18 protein-coding genes and 1 pseudogene are annotated in these 18,810 nt (G+C 61.9%); 7 read left to right on the forward strand and 12 right to left on the reverse strand.

Annotation, left to right across the window (positions count from 1 at the left end):
- Positions 1-646 precede the first annotated feature (646 nt).
- Positions 647-964 carry a transcriptional regulator gene (locus ACLRGI_RS21465; RefSeq protein ID WP_419203482.1) on the reverse strand — a complete coding sequence of 106 codons (318 nt, stop codon included), beginning with the start codon at positions 962-964 and terminating at the stop codon, positions 647-649.
- Positions 961-1,431, reverse strand: coding sequence for a hypothetical protein (locus ACLRGI_RS21470; RefSeq protein ID WP_419203483.1), 471 nt, complete (start codon positions 1,429-1,431; stop codon positions 961-963). The genes ACLRGI_RS21465 and ACLRGI_RS21470 overlap by 4 nt, the downstream gene beginning before the upstream one ends.
- Before the next feature lie 216 nt (positions 1,432-1,647).
- Between ACLRGI_RS21470 and ACLRGI_RS21475 the strand changes: the two are divergent.
- The 3 genes and pseudogenes from ACLRGI_RS21475 to ACLRGI_RS21485 form a co-directional block, all read left to right on the forward strand.
- Positions 1,648-1,899: pseudogene (locus ACLRGI_RS21475) on the forward strand (TIGR03557 family F420-dependent LLM class oxidoreductase); the annotation flags it as partial.
- 155 nt (positions 1,900-2,054) lie between these two features.
- Positions 2,055-3,251, forward strand: coding sequence for an MFS transporter (locus ACLRGI_RS21480; protein WP_419203484.1), 1,197 nt, complete (start codon positions 2,055-2,057; stop codon positions 3,249-3,251).
- Positions 3,248-3,736 carry a cyclophilin-like fold protein gene (locus ACLRGI_RS21485; protein ID WP_419203485.1) on the forward strand — a complete coding sequence of 163 codons (489 nt, stop codon included), beginning with the start codon at positions 3,248-3,250 and terminating at the stop codon, positions 3,734-3,736. The genes ACLRGI_RS21480 and ACLRGI_RS21485 overlap by 4 nt, the downstream gene beginning before the upstream one ends.
- Position 3,737: 1 nt before the next feature.
- Here ACLRGI_RS21485 and ACLRGI_RS21490 read toward each other — a convergent pair whose 3' ends face one another.
- Positions 3,738-4,634, reverse strand: coding sequence for a helix-turn-helix transcriptional regulator (locus ACLRGI_RS21490; protein ID WP_419203486.1), 897 nt, complete (start codon positions 4,632-4,634; stop codon positions 3,738-3,740).
- Positions 4,635-4,738: 104 nt separating this feature from the next.
- Entirely contained in the window at positions 4,739-5,614 is an 876-nt protein-coding gene (locus ACLRGI_RS21495; protein ID WP_419203487.1) for a universal stress protein, read from the reverse strand.
- A 106-nt stretch (positions 5,615-5,720) separates the two neighbouring features.
- Here ACLRGI_RS21495 and ACLRGI_RS21500 point away from each other — a divergent pair, with 106 nt between their 5' ends.
- The gene (locus ACLRGI_RS21500; protein WP_419203488.1) at positions 5,721-6,380 is read left to right on the forward strand and encodes a TenA family protein; all 660 of its coding nucleotides are present in this window, start codon (positions 5,721-5,723) and stop codon (positions 6,378-6,380) included.
- A complete protein-coding gene (epsC, locus tag ACLRGI_RS21505) occupies positions 6,377-6,955 on the forward strand; it encodes a serine O-acetyltransferase EpsC (protein WP_419203489.1) in 579 nt (192 codons plus the stop codon). The genes ACLRGI_RS21500 and epsC overlap by 4 nt, the downstream gene beginning before the upstream one ends.
- A gap of 139 nt (positions 6,956-7,094) precedes the next feature.
- On the opposite strand, the gene ACLRGI_RS21510 is transcribed toward epsC, so the two are convergent.
- The 8 genes from ACLRGI_RS21510 to ACLRGI_RS21545 form a co-directional block, all read right to left on the reverse strand.
- Complete coding sequence (locus ACLRGI_RS21510) at positions 7,095-7,874, reverse strand: enoyl-CoA hydratase (RefSeq protein ID WP_209755112.1); 780 nt, start codon at positions 7,872-7,874, stop codon at positions 7,095-7,097.
- 45 nt (positions 7,875-7,919) lie between these two features.
- Positions 7,920-8,861 carry a 3-hydroxyisobutyrate dehydrogenase gene (gene mmsB, locus ACLRGI_RS21515; protein WP_419203490.1) on the reverse strand — a complete coding sequence of 314 codons (942 nt, stop codon included), beginning with the start codon at positions 8,859-8,861 and terminating at the stop codon, positions 7,920-7,922.
- Positions 8,862-8,872: 11 nt separating this feature from the next.
- Positions 8,873-9,934, reverse strand: a complete 1,062-nt coding sequence (locus tag ACLRGI_RS21520; RefSeq protein ID WP_419203491.1) for an enoyl-CoA hydratase/isomerase family protein — start codon at positions 9,932-9,934, stop codon at positions 8,873-8,875.
- A complete protein-coding gene (locus ACLRGI_RS21525) occupies positions 9,934-11,433 on the reverse strand; it encodes a CoA-acylating methylmalonate-semialdehyde dehydrogenase (protein WP_419203492.1) in 1,500 nt (499 codons plus the stop codon). The genes ACLRGI_RS21520 and ACLRGI_RS21525 overlap by 1 nt, the downstream gene beginning before the upstream one ends.
- 150 nt (positions 11,434-11,583) lie before the next feature.
- On the reverse strand, positions 11,584-12,990 hold the full coding sequence (locus ACLRGI_RS21530) for a cryptochrome/photolyase family protein (RefSeq protein ID WP_419203493.1): 1,407 nt from the start codon (positions 12,988-12,990) through the stop codon (positions 11,584-11,586).
- 90 nt (positions 12,991-13,080) lie between these two features.
- Positions 13,081-13,416 (reverse strand): hypothetical protein, encoded by a 336-nt coding sequence (locus tag ACLRGI_RS21535; protein WP_419203494.1) that lies wholly within the window; start codon positions 13,414-13,416, stop codon positions 13,081-13,083.
- A gap of 268 nt (positions 13,417-13,684) precedes the next feature.
- Positions 13,685-15,094, reverse strand: a complete 1,410-nt coding sequence (locus ACLRGI_RS21540) for a ferredoxin reductase (protein WP_419203495.1) — start codon at positions 15,092-15,094, stop codon at positions 13,685-13,687.
- Positions 15,091-16,395 (reverse strand): aromatic ring-hydroxylating oxygenase subunit alpha, encoded by a 1,305-nt coding sequence (locus tag ACLRGI_RS21545; RefSeq protein ID WP_419203496.1) that lies wholly within the window; start codon positions 16,393-16,395, stop codon positions 15,091-15,093. Before ACLRGI_RS21545 ends, ACLRGI_RS21540 begins: the two co-directional genes overlap by 4 nt.
- A 158-nt stretch (positions 16,396-16,553) precedes the next feature.
- On the opposite strand from ACLRGI_RS21545, the gene ACLRGI_RS21550 reads away from it, so the two are divergent.
- Positions 16,554-17,486, forward strand: coding sequence for a LysR family transcriptional regulator (locus tag ACLRGI_RS21550; RefSeq protein WP_419203497.1), 933 nt, complete (start codon positions 16,554-16,556; stop codon positions 17,484-17,486).
- 179 nt (positions 17,487-17,665) lie between these two features.
- Positions 17,666-18,810 (forward strand): HNH endonuclease family protein (locus ACLRGI_RS21555; RefSeq protein WP_419203498.1); only part of this gene is annotated, 1,145 nt, incomplete at its 3' end.

Genomic DNA, 18,810 nt, shown 5'->3' on the forward strand with positions numbered 1-18,810 from the left:
CCCTTCGGAGTCAAGATCGCGTTAGCATGGGACATTGAAGACCTCCTTGTGAAGCGGACTGTAGACAAGCCCCACTCCACTTGGAGGTCTTCTTTTTGTCACCTAACCACGCCGAGCGTTCCTAACGTCCGTGGTCAATACACCTAGGCGGTCCGGGCGACGTCCACGAGTTCGTGTGCGGTGAGGTTGCCGTCGGGATGCGGCCACATCCGTGAGGACCTCTTCCATCGTCTCACCTTCGCCGACGATGCCGTAAAGCTTGTTGAGTAGCGGCTGCGGGCGGCTTACCCGGGTGGCGAGGCGGGACTGCATCGTCACGCAGGATCGTACCGGAGGGCTTCCTTAAGGGAAGTTCGTTTGTTGGTCCGCATGAGTGTGCGCAGATGATGTTCGTGCTGAGTCGGATGGCGAGGATCCCGACCAGCATCACACCGCTAGGCGAAACGGCTTCTGTCCATTCAGGCTGGAGGTGGGCGGGCGGAGTGGGCAGGATGGGTGGGGGCAATGGTTCGAAGTTCCCGGTGAGGTTCCGTCAGAAGCAGCGCTCTCACGGATCTACAGGGAATGAATGGAAGGCTAAGCAGGCGATCCTCATTCTCAACGCCCATGGAATTCAGACGAATTCCATGGGCCATCCTGGGCTAGCTTAGGACTTCTTTTTCGAGCTGTTAATGATCTCCTGCAGGTAGAGAATATGGCGATCAAACGCCGCTTCACCTTCACTGGTTAGAGCAGCCCATGTTTTTGATCTTGTTTCGACCGTTCGCTTTGTTAGGCTTACGTAGCCAGCCTGGTTCAGGCTCTTAAGATGCTTGCTGAGGGTGGAATCGGAAACTCCTAAGGATTCACGCAGGAAACCGAATTCAGTGAGACCGAACTGCCGAAGGATACTGCAGATCCTAAGCCGCACCTGACCATGGATTACCTCGTCATATAGATGCCCCGCAGTTTCCCCGTCCATCATTTTGCTCCACTGAAGGAATTGATGAATGCCTTTTCCATCCTCTGACCCAGATAGAGGGTCAGTCCAAAGGCCAGAGCTGCAGCAACCAGTAGAATCCACAACTGTCCTGAAGTTGTGTAAAGCCAGACTCCCCCAATTCCGAGGACCAGAAGGAGCGCCAAGAGCTGCAGTCCGATCTTGCGCGAGGGGCTGCGCTCCCAGGGGCTGGTTTGCACCCGTGTCAGCCGGGTACGGAGGAATCCAAGAATTGTGGAGATTATGGCGGCCCCGCAGAGGGTTGTAATGAACCAGTTCATTGGCAGCGAAAATGCCAAAATGAACGCCGCGATAGTGGCGCTCTGGACCAAGTGGTACCACAGCGGCGCAGTTGCCGCCGTAGCCGCATTCGCCCCGTCGGCGTGGAGGAAAGCAAGGTTCGCTGCAGCTGTGTCGGCAGTGGTTGGTTGGTGTGCCTCATTGTTTTCCATACCGGCAACATATTACTTTCCGACTCGGAAAGTCAACAGATCCGGAGCGGAGACTTGAACATTGCCGCAAGGAGCAGCAGCGTTCTCCCTGTTCAGAGGGGTGCTCCAGGGTGGCGCCGGCATTTGCTCGGGACATCCGGCACGGCCAGTTCTACAAAATGGAAAGCGCCCGACTGTGGACAATGCGTGAGATGGCACCGGACATCCTTATTCATAAAGTGGCCAGATGGAGGGATGAAGTTCCCCAAAGCGGACATTAGATCGCCTTTGGAAATTGCTCAGATGGCAAAGATGGTACACACTGAGGACTTTCCGATCGAGTTCTCATCTCTGCTGATTTGGACGAACACAGATACCATATTCAGGGCTATCTTAACTTGGGGTTTGATCGTGTTTACTTACACAATGTGGGCCGCAATCAACGTGAATGGATTGACGCCCTTCTCTACCGATGTCTTGCCGAGGCTGAACAAGCGCATACGAGGCCACCGCAGCAGGCACCGACAATATAACGTCGGTGATCCAAAGGCAGTCCAGTTGCAGCCGCTACACGAGGGAGTCCCTCAGAGGACCTCCCTCAAGCGGGACTCCCTCCTGAAGAACTGACGTGATGTTGTGGATGTATGACCACCACCATTTCCACCACCAGGACCCGGCGTTTGCCGCTGGTGACCTATGTTCTGGCAGCCGGAGTGTTCCTCATGGGAACCACCGAGTTCATTGTTGCGGGGATCCTGCCTGAGATATCGGGCGATCTTGGAGTTTCAGTGGCAAGTGCCGGTCTCATGATTACCATCTTCGCTGTGGGCATGATCGTCGGAACTCCCACTATGTCCATCCTGACGCTCAAGCTGCCACGTCGACTGACTCTGAGTCTCGCGCTGGTGGTATTTGCTGTGGGCCATGTGGTGGTGGCCCTGACTTCAGATTTCACCTTGATCTTGGCGGCGCGTTTCGTCACGGCTCTGGCCACCGGCGCTTTCTGGGCGGTAGCCGCCGTCGTGGGTGCAAAAGCGGCAGGCGCAGCTTCAGCGTCCCGGGCGCTGGGCGTTGTGTTGGGCGGCGGCATGCTCGCCAACGTTGTTGGTGTCCCACTTGGTGCGTTCGCCGGTCAGGTGATTGGTTGGCGCGGGCCATTCTGGGCTCTGGCTGTTCTCGCGCTGGCGGGGGCTGTTGTGGTGTACAAACTTGTCCCAGCCGGCCCTGAATCCGGCCCCACTCCATCCGTGCGGGCAGAGCTCGCCAGCATGCGCGATGCGCGGGTTTGGCTTGTCCTGGCCGGCTGCGCGATCGTGTGCGGTTCATCCTTGGCTGCCTACAGCTTCATCTCTCCACTGCTTACTGAGAACACGGGACTGGCCGCTTCCGTGGTGCCGTTGGTTCTGGTGGCGTATGGGGTGGGAGCGTTCATCGGCTCCAATCTGGGAGGTCACTTCGGCGCACACCATCCCTACCCTGCCTTGTTCATCTCGGCGGGGATGACCTTCCTGGTGCTGGGTGCTCTTGCCCTGTTCTCCCACTTTGCCGTGGTGACAGTGGTCCTGATCTTCCTGCTGGGGCTCTTCGGCATGGCCACCAACCCGATTCTGATCGGCAAAGCTGTGGGCTATGCCGGCCACGCGCCCACTCTGGCCTCGGCGCTGAGCACCTCAGCGTTCAACCTCGGTACGGCCGTGGGATCGTGGATGGCCGGTTACGCACTGGAGTCCACGCTTGGCGCCACTGGTCCGGTGCTGGTGGGCTCAGTGATTGCCGCGCTCTACTTCGTGCCGCTCACAGTGCTGCTGCTGAAAGATCGGAAGGCAGGTGCTTTGGCGTGAGGCGATACATCACTGGAGTATTGATGCTGGCGATTTCGATGGTGGGCTACAGCCCATCCCGCACAGTGGAGGCAACACCAAGTCCGGCCATCGAGACACGCGGCTCCGCCGCCGGTAGCGTAGTAGGTACAGTGGTCCGCTTCAGTACCGGCCCGTCATCGCTGGACGTCACCATTGGCGAGGACAACCCCGCCACCCGGGACTTCCTGAGCATGCTGCCACTCACCGTCACCATGGAAGAATTCGCAGGCCGTGAGAAGATCGCGGACCTGCCCAGGGCCCTCCACTATGAAGGGTCGTCCGGGTCCGACCCCGAGGACGGCGACTTGATCTACTTCGTCCCTTGGCGAAACCTCGGTTTCTACTACAACGCGTCCGGCATCGAATTCTCGGACCAAACCATTCACTTGGGCCGCTACAACGCGACTCCCGAAGAGCTAGCGCGATTCGACGGCCAAGAGGTCCTCGTAGAGGTCAGCCGCTGAGTCAGCCGTCCGTTCGTGTTTTTTCCGACGACGGCTGGACGCCTTGGCCGTATTCGCTGGCCGCCCAGGATGCAAGCAGCTGAAGGCGCTCGGCCGACGGCGACCCCGGTTCCGCTGCGTAAATGGTCAGGGTCAATCCGGGTTCGGCTGCCATTTCCAGTCCCTCGTACGCGAGTGTCATCTCGCCCACGATCGGGTGATTGAACGTCTTGAAACCCGTTCCGTGATGACGCACGTTATGTGCTCCCCACCGTGTGCGGAACTCGTCGCTGCGGGTGCTGAGTTCACCAATAAGATCGTGCAGTTCCTTATTGTGAGGATCGCGTCCGGCCTCCGTGCGAAGAATGGAAACGGTCACCTCCGCAAAGGCGTCCCAATCCGGGTAGAACTCATACGCGCGTTGGTCCAGGAATGTGAAGCGGGCGATGTTGGGTGCTTGGCCCGGCATGTCATAGCAATCCTTGTAGAACGCCCGGGCCAAGGGGTTCACTGCAAGCAGGTCCATCCGGCCGTTCCGGACAAACGCGGGTCCGGCCGTGACAGCATCCAACGCCCACTGCAGGCTCTGGTGGGGTACATAGGATTTCGAGTTCCGGCGTCGCGGTGGCCGGGCAACCGGACTGGCCGCGTGCGCGAGATCGAACAGATGGGCGCGCTCTGCGTCATCCAGGTTCAGCGCCCTGGCGATGCTCTCAAGGACCTGTGGGGACGCGCCACTGATGGCTCCGCGTTCCAAGCGGGTGTAATACTCGACGCTCAATCCGGCGAGGGCAGCCACTTCGCTGCGGCGCAGCCCCTTGACCCGGCGGTTGGAGCCTGTGGGCAAGCCAACCTGCTCCGGGGCCACATGAGCACGCCGGGAGATCAGAAATTCGCGTACTTCCGCCCGATTGTCCATGGAATCCACCATAGGTCCCGTCCGTCTCCGGAGGGAGTCCCTGCGAGGACCTCCAAGCCGGCGGCTCCGTACTCCCAGGAGAACCGTACCCAGGAATAACAGCCCTACGTGTCCCCGGAGGTGGCCTTGCGCCGCGAAACCAGTACAGGACTGTGTGCATGGTGGAGCACTGCGTGGGCCGTAGAGCCTATGGTGCCCTTGATGAGCCCATGTCCTTTGGTCCCCACAACCGTGATGCGTGCCCCTTGTGAAGCCTTGACCACGGCTCGGGAGAAAGAGGCATCCACCAGCAGCTCTCCGCCCACAGTGATCCCGGGGGCTTTGTGGCGGGCCCGGCTCAGCACGGAGTCAAGCATCGCTTCAGCGTCCGGATAAGCTTCAGGCGGCTCGCGCAGCCGTCGGTACCCCTCGGGCTCGTGCAGTACGTGGACGATTCTGAGCTCGGCACCCGTTGCTGCCGCGAAAAGGCAAGCATCGTCCAGGGCCGCGGGAGATCCCGAGTCATCAACGGCCAACAGCACTGGACCCTCCGGATGGTCATCTGCACGGATCACGGCCACCGGGCACTCCGCTGTTGCCGCCATCTCCAAACTCACAGAGCCCACCAGCAAGCCCATGAAACCGCCAAGACCCCGGCTTCCCAGCACCAACATCCCAGTGCCGGCGGAGACGTGGGCAAGATGATCGCGGGGCATGCCATGCAACAAAGTGGTGTGTACCTCCAGCTCGGGGACGGTCTCCTTGGCGAGTGCCATACCCTCTTCAAGCACCTTCTGGGCCGCCCGTTCCAAGCCGCTATCGGCTACACCGGGAACAGGACCCCGGTTGTGGGACAGCAGGACCCACAGCGAACAGTGCACAACGTGAAGGGAACAGTCCCGCAGGATGGCATGCTTTGCCGCCCATTGGATGGCGCGGTGTGATTCTTCGGACCCGTCATAGCCAACCACGATCGTCTTTGATGCGCGCTCGTTCATCATGGCCAGAGCCTACGCTGGCGCCTGTAGCGGCACCAGAGCGTAACGCCCACTGAGTGGGGCAGCACGCTGCTAGGCTCCGAATGCCGACACTTCAGGAGGAAACACCGTGGGCTTTGCCGCTGAACTCAGGAACCAGTACGCCGAGGACTGGGACGCCGCCGTCAACCATCCGTTCGTGGACCAGCTGCTGGACGGCTCCCTTTCCGACGAGACCCTGCGCCACTACCTCGTGCAGGACTACCAGTTCTGCGATGCTTTCACCGCCCTGCTGGGCCAGGCCGTGGCCTCGGCGCCTTCGCTTCCTTCACGGCTGGTGTTTGCCCGGGTTCTGGGGGCCTTCGCTTCGGACGAGAACACGTACTTCCAGGATTCCTTCAATGAACTGGACGTTCCCGAGGCGGACCGAACCGCACCCACGCTGGGATCTGCCACCCGGGATTTCGACAACCTGATGCGCAGCGCCCTCGCTACCCGTTCCTACCCGGAGGTCCTGGCAGTGCTGCTGGTTGCTGAGTGGCTCTACGGGGACTGGGCTGCCCGCGCCGGCGAGCCCGCAGAGTGGCCACCCCACGCAAAGCACGCCGAATGGATCCGCCTCCACAACAACCCGGAGTACAACGCGTGGGTGACGTGGCTACGCGACGAGTTTGACGCCGTCGAGCCTGCCGACGCCGCTGAACGCGAGCGCGTTGCCGCCACCTTCGCGGAAGCGGTACGGCTGGAGCGCGCGTTCTTCGACGCTGCGCTGGCGGTACACGTCCAATGAATATCCTTGGGCTCCTCAAAGAAGATCTCCATGCCGCCAGGAATCAAGACCCGGCGGCGACGAGCCTATTCGAAGTGGCACTTGTCTACTCAGGGGTCCACGCGCTTTGGAGCCATCGACTGGCCCACGCAATGTGGCAGAAACCGCATCTGCGCGGCCCGGCCCGGCTGATCTCCCAAGTTGCGAGGGCACTGACGGGGATTGAGATTCACCCAGGTGCAACGATTGGCCGGCGGTTGTTTATCGATCATGGAACCGGGATCGTCGTTGGTGAAACGGCGGAAGTAGGGGACGACGTCCTCATGTACCAAGGCGTCACCCTGGGCGGCCGGGCGCTCAGTAAAACGAAGCGACACCCCACTATCGGCAATCACGTTATGCTCGGCTCGGGAGCGAAAGTTCTGGGTCCCGTCACGGTGGGTGAGCATTCTGCGATCGGAGCCAACGCGGTGGTTGTTCGGGACGTTCCCCCTCATTCTGTCGCCGTCGGCCTTCCCGCAACTTCACGCTCGAAAGATCCCAACGCGGTGGTGGACCCCCGCGAGGATTTCGTTGATCCGGCGCTGCTTACGTAAGAAAGCGTCAGGCTTCCCCGGCCAAACTCGGCGGTGCCACGTTCCAGCAGTTCGTAGAGGGGTCCAAAAGCGTTGCCGGCCCGCTAATCCGTGGTTAGCCAACAACGGAAAAGCGGGCTTGCAACGTTCTTGAGGCGGGCTACCGGTGCTTGAACTCCGGCTGGCGCTTCTCGCTGAATGCTGCCATGCCTTCCTTCTGATCTTCCGTGGCAAAGAGGGAATGGAATACCCTGCGCTCGAACAGCACCCCCTGCGCCAGGCCCATCTCGAAGGCTGCGTTCACGGCTTCCTTGGCTACCATCGCGGCGGGCTTGGACTTGGAGGCGATGACTTCGGCAGCCTTAAGAGCTTCCTCAATCACCTCGGCAGCGGGAACAACGCGGGACACCAGCCCGGAGCGTTCGGCTTCTTCTGCATCCATGAAACGCCCGGTCAGGACCATGTCCATGGCCTTCGCCTTGCCCACGGCCCGGGTGAGCCGCTGGGAACCGCCCATTCCGGGAATCACTCCCAGGTTGATTTCGGGCTGGCCGAACTTGGCATTGTCCCCCGCGATGATGAAATCGGCCATCATGGCCAGTTCGCAGCCACCGCCAAGCGCGAAGCCGGACACAGCCGCAACCACCGGGATCCGCAGGCGGGTAAGGTCCTCCCAACGCCGGAACCAGTCCGCCGCGTACATCTCCATGTAGCTGTTGGAAGACATTTCCTTGATATCAGCGCCGGCCGCAAACGCCTTGGCGGATCCGGTGATCACCACGGCCCCAACATCCGGGTCGGTGTCCATCGCAGTAACAGCGTCCACGAGTTCGTTCATCAGCGCAGTATTCAACGCGTTCAACGCCTCCGGCCGGTTCAATGTCACCAGGCCAACCCGTCCCCGACGTTCCACCACAATGTTTTGGTACTGCTCCGTCATGCTCTCCCTCTCCGCCAAGCTCGTCATAAGTTCAGTTCCAACCTTTCACACGGACTTATCGCGGATCTCTGTGATGATCCCCGAGAAGTCCCTCCCGGCGCCGCCACCGGCGGCAAAGGCGTCGTAGATACGGGAAGCCAGAGGACCCATTTCTGCAGCAACGCCAGTGCTTTCCAACGCATTCACGGCCAGCCGTAGATCCTTGGCCATCAATGCACCCGCGAAGCCCGGCTGGTAGTCGCGGTTTGCAGGGCTGGTGGGAACCGGGCCGGGAACGGGACAGTTGGTGGTCAGCGCCCAGCACTGGCCGGACGCGTTGGAGGCAACATCGAACAATGCCTGATGTGTGAGCCCAAGCTTCTCGCCAAGCACAAAAGCTTCGGCAACGGCAATCATGGACACACCAAGGATCATGTTGTTGCAGACCTTCGCGGCCTGCCCCGCCCCGTGATCACCGCAGTGGACAATTCTCTTGCCCATGAGTTCAAGGACGGGCCTCACGGTTTCGAAGTCCTCCGGCAAAGCACCCACCATGAAGGTCAAGGTGCCGGCTTCGGCCCCCACCACGCCACCGGAAACAGGGGCGTCCACGGATCGATGACCGGCTTCCACGGCCAGAGCAGCAGCCTCGCGGGCTTCGTCCACGTTGATGGTGGAACAATCCAGGAACAGCGTGTTCGGCTTCGCGATGGAAAGCAGCCCCGGCCCATCCGCACCGCGGTAGGCGTCCAGCACGTGCTTTCCGCTGGGCAGCATGGTCAACACCACGGCCGCCTCCGCAGCAGCTTCATGCGCTGTGGAGGCCATGGGAATTCCATGAGCCAAAGCTGCCTCGACGGCTGCCGGAACGGGGTCGTAGCCAATCACGTCGTGCCCGGCTTTGATCAGGTTGGCGGCCATCGGACCACCCATATGCCCAAGACCAAGGAAAGCGATGAGTCCCGTTGCGGGGGCTTGGATATCTGACATGGCTGCATTCTCTGTCATGATCGTCTCCTTCAAATCGACTGGACCGGGCTGGGTGAAAGTCCCAGTTCCCGCTCGCCGAGCGGCGCAAAGTAGCCTTCGACGTCGGACTCCCGGACTTCGGCGAGAGTAGGCGGCTTCCACTGCGGGTTACGGTCCTTGTCCACCACCTGTGCGCGGATGCCTTCCCTGAAATCGGGACCGGCCAGGCACCGCAGACCCACGCGGTACTCCTGGTCAAGCGCCTCCTCCAAAGAGAGCCCCCGGACCCGCCGCAGTGATTCCAAGGTGACCTTCACCGACGTCGGCGATTTCGCCTCGATCGTGTCGGCTGCAGCAACTGCCCCTCCGCCCAGGGCGCGCAGGCTCCGGACGATTTCTTCCGCATCGGCGTGCGCATATGCCGCGTCGATCCATTCCCGCTGTGCTGCCAAAGCTGATTCCGGCGCGACTTGGGCAAAGCGCCCGACGGCGGCCTCCGCCGTCGAGGTTTCCAGCGCTTCCGCCAGCGCGGGCAGGGCATCGGACGGCACAAAGTGGTCCGCGAGCCCCAGGAACAACGCGTCAGCACCGGTCAGATGGGCACCGGTCAAGGCGGCGTGGGTTCCCGTCTCCCCCGGCGAGCGCGAAAGCAGAAGGGTGCCGCCGACGTCGGGCACGAACCCAATGGTGGTCTCCGGCATGCCAGTGCGTGTCCGCTCGGTGACCACCCTGACCGAGCCGTGCGCCGAGATACCCACGCCACCGCCCAGGACAAGCCCATCCATGAAGGCGACGTACGGTTTGGGGTACTGCGAAATGAGCAGGTTCAGGCGGTATTCATCAGCCCAGAACGCTGCGGTCCCGGTGCCGCCGTGCAACATGTCCTTGTAAATGGAGACGATGTCGCCACCGGCACACAGTCCACGGTCCCCGGCGCCGCGCACCAAAACGGTGCCAACGGCGTCGTCGTCAGCCCAAGCGGTCAGCTGCCGAAGCATGGCTTTCACCATTGCATGGTTCAGTGCGTTGACTGCCTTCGGACGGTTGAGGGTCACGATGCCCAAGTGGCCGCGACGCTCAAAGAGAACTTCTTCTGTTTCCAGGGCCCCCATCAGCTGCCTGCCGGCATGATGAAGCTGGCACCCTGGCGAATGCCGGAGGGCCACCGCGACGTCACGGTCTTGGTCTTGGTGTAGAAGCGGAACGCGTCAGCACCGTGCTGGTTGAGGTCACCGAACCCGGACGCCTTCCAGCCGCCGAAGGTGTAGTAAGCGATCGGCACGGGGATGGGAACGTTGATGCCCACCATGCCAACCTCAACGCGGCTGGCAAAGTCGCGGGCGGAGTCGCCGTCGCGGGTGAAAATTGCGACGCCGTTGCCGAACTCGTGCTCGCTGCAGAGCCTCAGCGCTTCGTCATAGTCAGCCGCTCGCAGCACACTGAGGACGGGACCGAAGATCTCTTCTTTGTAGATCTTCATGTCCTTGGTGACGTTGTCGAAGAGGGTGGGGCCCACCCAGAAGCCGCCGTCGTATCCATCCACGGTGAGTCCGCGGCCGTCGGCCACCAAAGTGGCTCCCTCGTCCACGCCGGACTGGATGTAGCCCTCAATCCTCTCCTTGGCAGAAGCAGCCACCACCGGACCGAAGTCCGAATCCTTGTCCAGGCTATGGCCCACCTTCAGGTCCTTGACCCGCTCGGTCAGCTTGGCCACCAGCGCGTCTGCGGTTTCCTGCCCCACGGGCACGGCAACGGAGATCGCCATGCAGCGCTCACCGGCGGAACCATATCCGGCACCAATCAGGGCATCGGCCGCCATGTCCAGATCGGCGTCGGGCATGATGACCATGTGGTTCTTGGCCCCGCCGAAGCACTGCGCGCGCTTGCCGTGGGCAGCTGCGGTGGCGTAGATGTACTGGGCAATCGGCGTGGATCCCACAAAACCAATGGCCTTCACGCGTGGATCTTCGAGCAACGCGTCCACGGCTTCCTTATCGCCGTTGATCACGTTGAAAACGCCATTGGGCACCCCGGCTTCGCTGTACAGCTCGGCCAGGCGGAGCGGAACGGAAGGGTCCCGCTCGGAAGGCTTGAGGATGAACGCGTTGCCGGCGGCGAGAGCAGGCCCGGACTTCCACAACGGAATCATGGCGGGGAAGTTGAAGGGCGTGATGCCCGCGACCACACCGAGCGGCTGGCGCAGGGAGTGGACATCGATCCCCTGGCCGGCGTTGTCCGAAAATTCGCCCTTGAGCAGGTGCGGCGCCCCGGCGGAGAACTCCACCACCTCGATGCCACGCTGGATGTCGCCCTTGGCGTCCGCGAAGGTCTTGCCGTGTTCGGAGGACAGGAGTTTTGCCAGCTCGTCCATATTCTCGTTGACCAGGTCTACGAACTTGAGCAGGATGCGTCCCCGGCGTTGCGGGTTCATGGCCGCCCATTCGAGCTGGCCCTTCTCGGCATTTGCGACGGCGTTGCGAACCTCGTCCGCGCTGGCCAGCGGAAGCCGTGCCTGGACTTCGCCCGTGCAGGGATCGTAGACATCACTGAATCGACCGGAAGTGCCGTCGATCCTCTGGCCGTCTACGTAGTGGGAAAGCTCGCGCACCATGGTGGAATGCTCCTTTGCATCGTGAATGACTGCCGCGCCGCCGGAGGCTGGGACCTCTGCGGAATACGTGACCAACTGTGGTCCAGGTCATCTCTGATTCCGAATATACTCGGACTTCCTACTAATTTCCAGAGGGGTATTCTCCGACCGCTAGTGGACTTCCCTCATCTCCTTGTACGCTTCCAGCGCTTCCGCCCGGGTGGTCTTGAGGTCCACGATTTCCCCGGGGTAATCCGGCGTTCCGAACTCGGGAATCCAGTGGGCGATGTACTTCCCCTGGGGATCGAACTTAACCCGCTGCGCCTCAGGGTTGAAGATCCTGAAGAACGGAGAAGCATCCGCGCCCGAGCCGGCTACCCATTGCCAGTTGGCCGGATTCGACGCCGGATCGGCATCCACCAGGGTGTCCCAGAACCACTGCTCCCCCAGCTGCCAGTGAATGCCCAGGTTCTTCACCAGGAAACTCGCGGCCACCATACGGACGCGGTTGTGCATCCACCCCGCATGCCACAACTGCCGTTGCCCCGCGTCCACCAAGGGGAAGCCGGTGCGGCCCTGCTGCCAGGCGCGGAATTCCTCTGGCGCTGACGCGTGGCCGGGATGCTTGCCGTTGCCATTACTGGTGCCGTTACCGCTGGCACCCGGCCATGCCCACGGGAAGCGATCAAACTCGGGGCGAAGGTTGGCAGTTGCAAGCTCGGGATGATGGAAGTACTGGTGCCAGCAGAACTCACGCCAGCCCAACTCAGAAGCATAAATGGAAGCACTCCGGGACCGTTTGGAACCCAGCGCATGCCACACCTCGAACGGGCTCAGCTCACCCCAGCGCAGGTACGGCGACAGACAACTGCTTCCATCCGTATCCGGACGGTTGCGGCCCTCGCTGTAGTTGGAAAGGCCGTCCGCCACGAACTTGGCCAGCCGCTGGTGTCCGGCGGCAGCGCCCGGCGTCCACATCTCGGCCAGTCCGCCGGACCAGTCCGGTTTGGTGGGCAGCAGCTGCCACGATCCCAGCTCCTCAGAGGCTGGCAGCTTTCCCGTGAATCCGTGGCCCGCTTCCGGAACGGCCAGCGGCTCACGGAACTCCTGCGCAGAAACGGTCCGCCAGAAGGGGGTGAACACCTTGTACTGCCCGCCGGTTTTGGTGGTGACCTCCCACGGCTCGTGGAGAAGGGAGGCCTGAAAACTGGAGACATGCAGTCCCGCATCGCCGGCCCAGGCCTTGATGCCGGCGTCGACCGTTCGCTCAGCGGAACCGTACCGACGGTTCCAGTACAACCCGCCGGCACCCAGCGCCGTCGTGGTCTTCCGGACGACGTCGGCTGCTGACCCCCTGCGGAGCAGCAGGGGAATACCAAGCTTGTCCAGATCCGCTCGGAGGGCGGCCAGCGAGTGGTGGAGCCACCAGCGCGCGGCACCGCCGTGAGGGCGGATACCGGGCGATTCTTCGTCAAGGACGTAGAGGGCAACGGCCGCGCCGTCGTCGACGGCGGCACGCAAGGCCGGGTTATCGGCGACCCTCAGATCGTCGCGAAACCAAACGATGGACGGTTTCATTAGAGCCTTTCAGCGAGACCTCCGGAAACAGGAACAGCCCATCCCCCTATGAATCCTAGGGGGATGGGCTGAACGCTTGCTGAAGTGAAATCAGGCGATGGACGCCACTGCTTGGCGAATCTCGGAAACGGGGATGTCAGTGGCGGTTTCGCTCCACATGGGAACACTGTTCACCACGTAGTCCCTCGCGGCCGCTCCCACCATGCTCATGCCGGGATAAATTCTCTGGCCAGTGAGCTTGACGGGCTTCAGTCCCTCGAGTTCAAGGGCTGTTTTGAAAGCGGAGTCGGGGATGGGGATTTTACGTCCGAGAACGCACCAACTGATGTACAGGCCGTAGAAAGTGTCAAAGTCCAAGCCGTTCTCAGTGTCATCCTCAAACACCACACAGTCGCGAATAAAGCTGCCAATTTGGGTGTCGGTCATTACGGGGCCTCCGGCGTCGGAAGAAATGCGGGCCGCCGGGCTGCATCAGCGAATGTCCTATCCCTCACTATAGACCCGTTCGGGTTGTCCGGACGAGGAAATGAGGTTAACTCTGGATTGCGGGCGGGAAAAGCCCGTGTTGTAGCGGGGATTTATTGGATGGCTGCTTTAGGCTCCTTCGCGGCCAGTTCCCGGCAGTAAGGCTCGGCTTCCGGTCCCGCACTGAGGCCATTGCCCTGGCCCCCAGTGCGGGACTCCGGTAGCCGCACTACGCGTCGATCACCATATCGGTCTGTGCGGTAGAGCAGCAGGGAAGGAACTTGCCTGCGTCGATTTCCCGGGCACGGATGCCTCCCTGATGATTCATTTCCACTTCGCCGGACAGCTTGACCACCTTGCAGGAGCCACACATGCCTTCCTTGCAGTTCGCACCGATCCTGACCCCGGCACGCTGGGCCGGACCAAGGATGTGTTCGGTGGGGTCAATGCGCACATTGATCCCCGTTCGCATGAAGGACAGGGTGAGGCTTCCCGTTCCCACTGTTTCGAAGCTTGATACATCAGGAACCTCGGCCTCCGCTCCCGTATCCGAGCCGCCGTCGGAAGCTTCAGGTGCATCCGGGTCGATAGTCTCCAGCGGCAACCCCGTGGCTTTCAAAGGCCCCTCGGCGTCGTAGCCGGGCTCGTAGAGCCCGAACGCCGTGGGTTGGCTTTCGTAGTAGTCCTCCGCGGAATCCGCGATTTCCTCAGCGATTTCCTCGGCAATGTCCACAGCGAGCGCCAGCTCCGCCTGGTACTCGAGGATCGTCTGACGATCTCCGGTAAAGAACTCCATGTGGATGGAGGTGTCATCCACGCCCACGTTCCCCAAGAGCTCGGTGGCGGTGTTCAGGTAGCCCTCGGGTCCACAGGCATAGACCTGCCGGCCGTTGGCGTCGGGGGCCACCTCGTCCAGCATCGCTGCCGTGAGCCTTCCGCTCAGCCCTTCCCAGCCCTCGGGTACGCTGCGGTCGCCCAGGGAGTAGAAGACCTTGATACGCGAATCCACGGACGCAATGTAGGCCAGCTCCTTGTTGAAGGCGAAGCCGCCGGCTTCCGCACCGTGGTAGAGCACCACCACATCGGCTTGTCCGGGCAAGGAGTGAATGGTCCGCACCATGGACATGATGGGAGTGATACCCGCGCCGGCGGCCAGCAGGAGGTACCGGGCCCGCCGGTCGGCGTCGGGCAGGTGGAAGGCCCCCACTGGTCCGAGCATCTCCAGGACGGTACCCGGCTTGATGTTCTCGTGCACCCACGGCGAAACCTGCCCCATGGCATCACGTTTGACCGTGATGTCGAAGGTCCACGGTTTGGTGGGAGCGCTGGACAGCGAGTAGCTGCGGTCCACCGGATCCTGGTCCCCGCCGTTCACCGGAAAGGCAACGTTGACGTATTGGCCCGCCCGGAACGCCAGGGGCGCACCGTCGGTGCGACGGAACACGAAGGTCATCATGCCGCCCACTTCAGGAACAATTTCCACGCATTCGGCCATGAACTCCTGCGGATGCCATGGACCTAACGCACGTGCCGCGCTGGCCGGCCCTTCGGTGCTGCCCATCACCCTGTTCCACGGCATCTCAAGGCCGCGAATGCGATGTGGCTCCTGGACCAGCGTCTCAGTGAGGAGTTCGGTCATGCCAAGTGCTCCTGGACACGCTGTACGTACCAGTTGATGAACGCCTCCACTTGGTACTCGCTCTTCATGTAGGGGCCGGGCTCGTAGGCGGGGCTGCCGGCGCCCGTCTGGCACAGCTCCACGAACGCCTTGTCCTGCAGATTGGTCTGCTTCCAGGTGTAGGTGAGCTTTTCCAGGTCGTAGTCGACGCCTTCGACGGCGTCGTCGGCTACCAGCCAGGTGGTGCGTACCAGGGTCTGGTGCTCGTTGACCGGGAAGACGCCGAAGGTAATGACGTGGTCGCTCTGGAAGTGGAACCAGCTGTTGGGCTGCAGGTGCATCGAGCAGCGGCCAAGGCGGAAGTCCGGAAGGTCACCGAGGAGCTTCTTGGAGAGCCTGCGCCCATCGGCCGAGAACGATTCGCCCTCGCCGTCCAGGGATTCACGTGAAATACGGATTCCGGCGATGCGGGTGTCGAGCTCCTCCACCACCTCGAAGGGGAGGCCATAGCGGCGGCAACGCTCTTCGAGGGAGGACTGGGCTTCCTTGTTGCGGTCCCACACTTCTTCGAGATGCGCCGGGATCAGGCCCTCCGTAAGGCCCCAGGTGGGGAAGAGCGAACAGGCGAGCTCAGGGTGTCCGTCGCAGTGGTAGCACTCACGGTTGTTCTCCATGACGAGCTTCCAGTTGCCCTCTTCGATGATGTTCTGCTGGTAGGCGACTTTTGTCTTCGACAGGTCGTGGGGCGCGAGGTACGGCTCGAATATCTTGGACGTTTCGTCAAAGTCGGTGGGCGGTTCGTCTGCAATGCAAACGAAGATGAGCCCGGCCACCACACGGCTGTGGGCGCGCTTGAGGCCGAAGCAGCCCTTGTCGAACTTCGTCTCTCCCGGTGCGGAAGCGTGGATCAGGTTGCCTTCCGGGGAGTATGTCCAGGAGTGGTAGCCGCAGACCAGGTTTCCTGTTGACCCGGCGGGTTCGGTCAGGACCCGGGCGCCGCGGTGGCGGCAGACGTTGTGCAGGACGTTCACGCCGCCGTCGTCGTTGCGCAGCACGATCAGGGAGTAGGGCCCGTAGTCGACCGTGACGTAATCTCCTGGCTCCGGGAGCTCGGCGACGCTGCCGGCAAAGATCCAGTGCTCCCCGAAAATTGCTTCCATGTCGATCTTGAAAATCGTCGGGTCCGTGTAGAAGGGGGCATCCAGGGAGTAGCCCGTGCGCCGGAATTCGAACAACCCGGCAATTTCCGCCAGCTGCTCAGCAGGCAATGATGAAGCGAGTTTTCCGCGTGATTTGAGGGGCAGGTTCACTGGAGCAGTCATGGGTTTCCTCCCGGGAGGCTGGGTAAGGGTGCATTTCGTGGGGGGCGCCGGCGCTTCGTTGCGACCAGCGATATCGAAGTCTTCGTAGTACGAGATTAGGGATGATTGAACCGCAACAAAAGCGCAAGATTTAGAAGATAATCATGCACAATAGGTGCATGATCGATGCGAGGCTCATCACACTTCGGGTATTTGCCCGCTGTGGCACCATTGGCGCAACCGCGGAGCTCACCGGCTACTCCCCCTCCGCCGTCTCCGCGCAACTACGCGAGCTCCAGCGCATGCTCGGAATGCAGCTGCTCACCAAGGACGGCCGGGGCGTGCGCCTGACCGCCACGGGCCGCTTTCTCGTGGCGGGTTCAGACACCCTCATCGCCGAATGGGAGCACCTGCGCGCAGCAGCCATGGAGGCCGGCGACCAGGTGCAGTCCCGTTTTGGACTGGGCGGATTTTCGACGGCGGCGGCCCGGTTGCTCGCACCGCTCGCTGCCACTTTGCGCACCACCCGCCCCCTGCTTGAGGTACAGGTACTTGAGGCAAACCCCGCCCGCTGCTTTGACTTGTTGGTTGCCGAACGAATCGACCTTGCGGTGATCGTTGCCATGCAGTCCGACACCTATGTTGAGGACGACCCCCGCTTCGAACAGACCGTCCTGCTGGACGACCCCCTGGACGTGATCATTCCCGGTAACCACCCGTTGGCGTCCCGGGAAAGGGTGACTCTCGAAGAGCTGGCATCGGAACCATGGATCACTGAAGCAGCCGGTTCCACCTACCATGCCCTGTTCACAGCGGCATTTACGGCCGTAGGGGTAACACCCCGGATTGCCCATGAGGCCGTGGAATGGGAAACCCAAATCGCCTTCGTGGGGGCGGGGCTGGGCGTCGGCCTGTTGCCGCGTCTGGCGCCGTTGCATAATGCCGAGAACGTGGTCCGACTACGCATCACCGGCAAGGGCAAACCTGCCCGCCGTATTGTGGCAGCGGTGCGCCGAGGCAGCATCGCGTCGCCCCTGATCCAAGAGTCACTGGGAATCCTGCAGGAGAGCGCCCACCGGATCCTTACGGGCCGCCCTGAGGACGAGGCTTGAACCCCGGTTATCCACAGCCGATTTCATATGACTTTCGCTAGCAGGATCTCCGTGTAATAATCCGCCCGGAATTACAATCATGTAATTCCGATACTAGAATCCCCAAGGGCGTCCAGTCACCGGCGCCCGCACTGTCGGCCGCGAAAGACGGGGCGCGACGTCGAAATGGGGATTTTCTGTTGTCCAATCACACTCCGCCCCGAACGGGCTCATTCCGCCTGCGCACCTCCACGCTTAGCGTTGGCATTCTCGCTGTGCTTTTCCTGCTGCTGGGCGCCCTCAGTTCAGGCTTTGGCGGAGCACTGATCATGCTTGGCCTTCTAGCCTTGTTGACGGGCCTCTACATAGCAGCCACCGGCCGTCGCTCTTGGGCAATGGTGCCCGGAGGTCGAAGAGCTGGAGCCGTTATGTTGACGGGAGCCTTGGTAGTCCTCATAGCGGGCGGAGCTATGGTTCCCGTTGAGCCCAAGGAGACACTGGAAGCGTCCAAACCTGCGGCCGAAGCGCAAAAGCTGACAGTGCCAGCCACTGCCAGCGCCACCCCGACGCCGTCCCCCACGCCGATCCCTACGCCGACAGGCGTGGAAGCAGCGGCACCCTTGGACCCGGAAACCACCACCGCCGTGACCGTATCTGCCATCTATAAGGCACCAAAGGCCCAGCCGGCATATGCTTCCAAGGCGCTGGATGTACTGGCGACCCTGGCCATTAAGGGCCGGGCGCCAAAGACCGGCTATGATCGCAACCTCTTCGGGCAAGCATGGGCAGACGTGGACCGAAACGGGTGCGACACCCGAAACGACACCCTCAAGCGGGATCTCAAGCAGGTTACTTACACCAACAACGTTCCTTGCAAGATTCAGAGCGGCGCCCTGGCTGATCCGTACACCTCGAAGACCATCAATTTCGTTCGCGGTGCCGCCACCAGCAGCCTCGTGCAGATCGACCATGTGGTTGCCCTCAGCGACGCCTGGCAAAAGGGGGCTCAGCAACTGAGCCTGGAACAGCGGACGGCCTTCGCCAATGACCCACTGAACCTGCAGGCCACCGACGGACCCACCAATCAACAAAAGAGCGACGGGGACTCCGCAACGTGGTTGCCGCCGAACAAGAGTTTCCGTTGCGAATACGTCGCCCGGCAAATCTCCGTCAAGGCCACCTACGGCCTCTGGGTAACCCAAGCCGAACACGACGCCATGGCCCGTGTTCTCAGCGACTGCCCGGGTCAGACCGCCCCGACGGATCAGCCGGCACCGGCTACAGCCGAGCCAGCGCCGGTTGCCCCCGCTCCGGTTGCACCAGCGCCGGTTGCCCCAGCGCCGGT

The sequence above is a fragment of the Paenarthrobacter sp. PPS72 genome, assembly GCF_048537125.1.
GTDB classification, from domain to species: domain Bacteria; phylum Actinomycetota; class Actinomycetes; order Actinomycetales; family Micrococcaceae; genus Arthrobacter; species Arthrobacter nitroguajacolicus_E.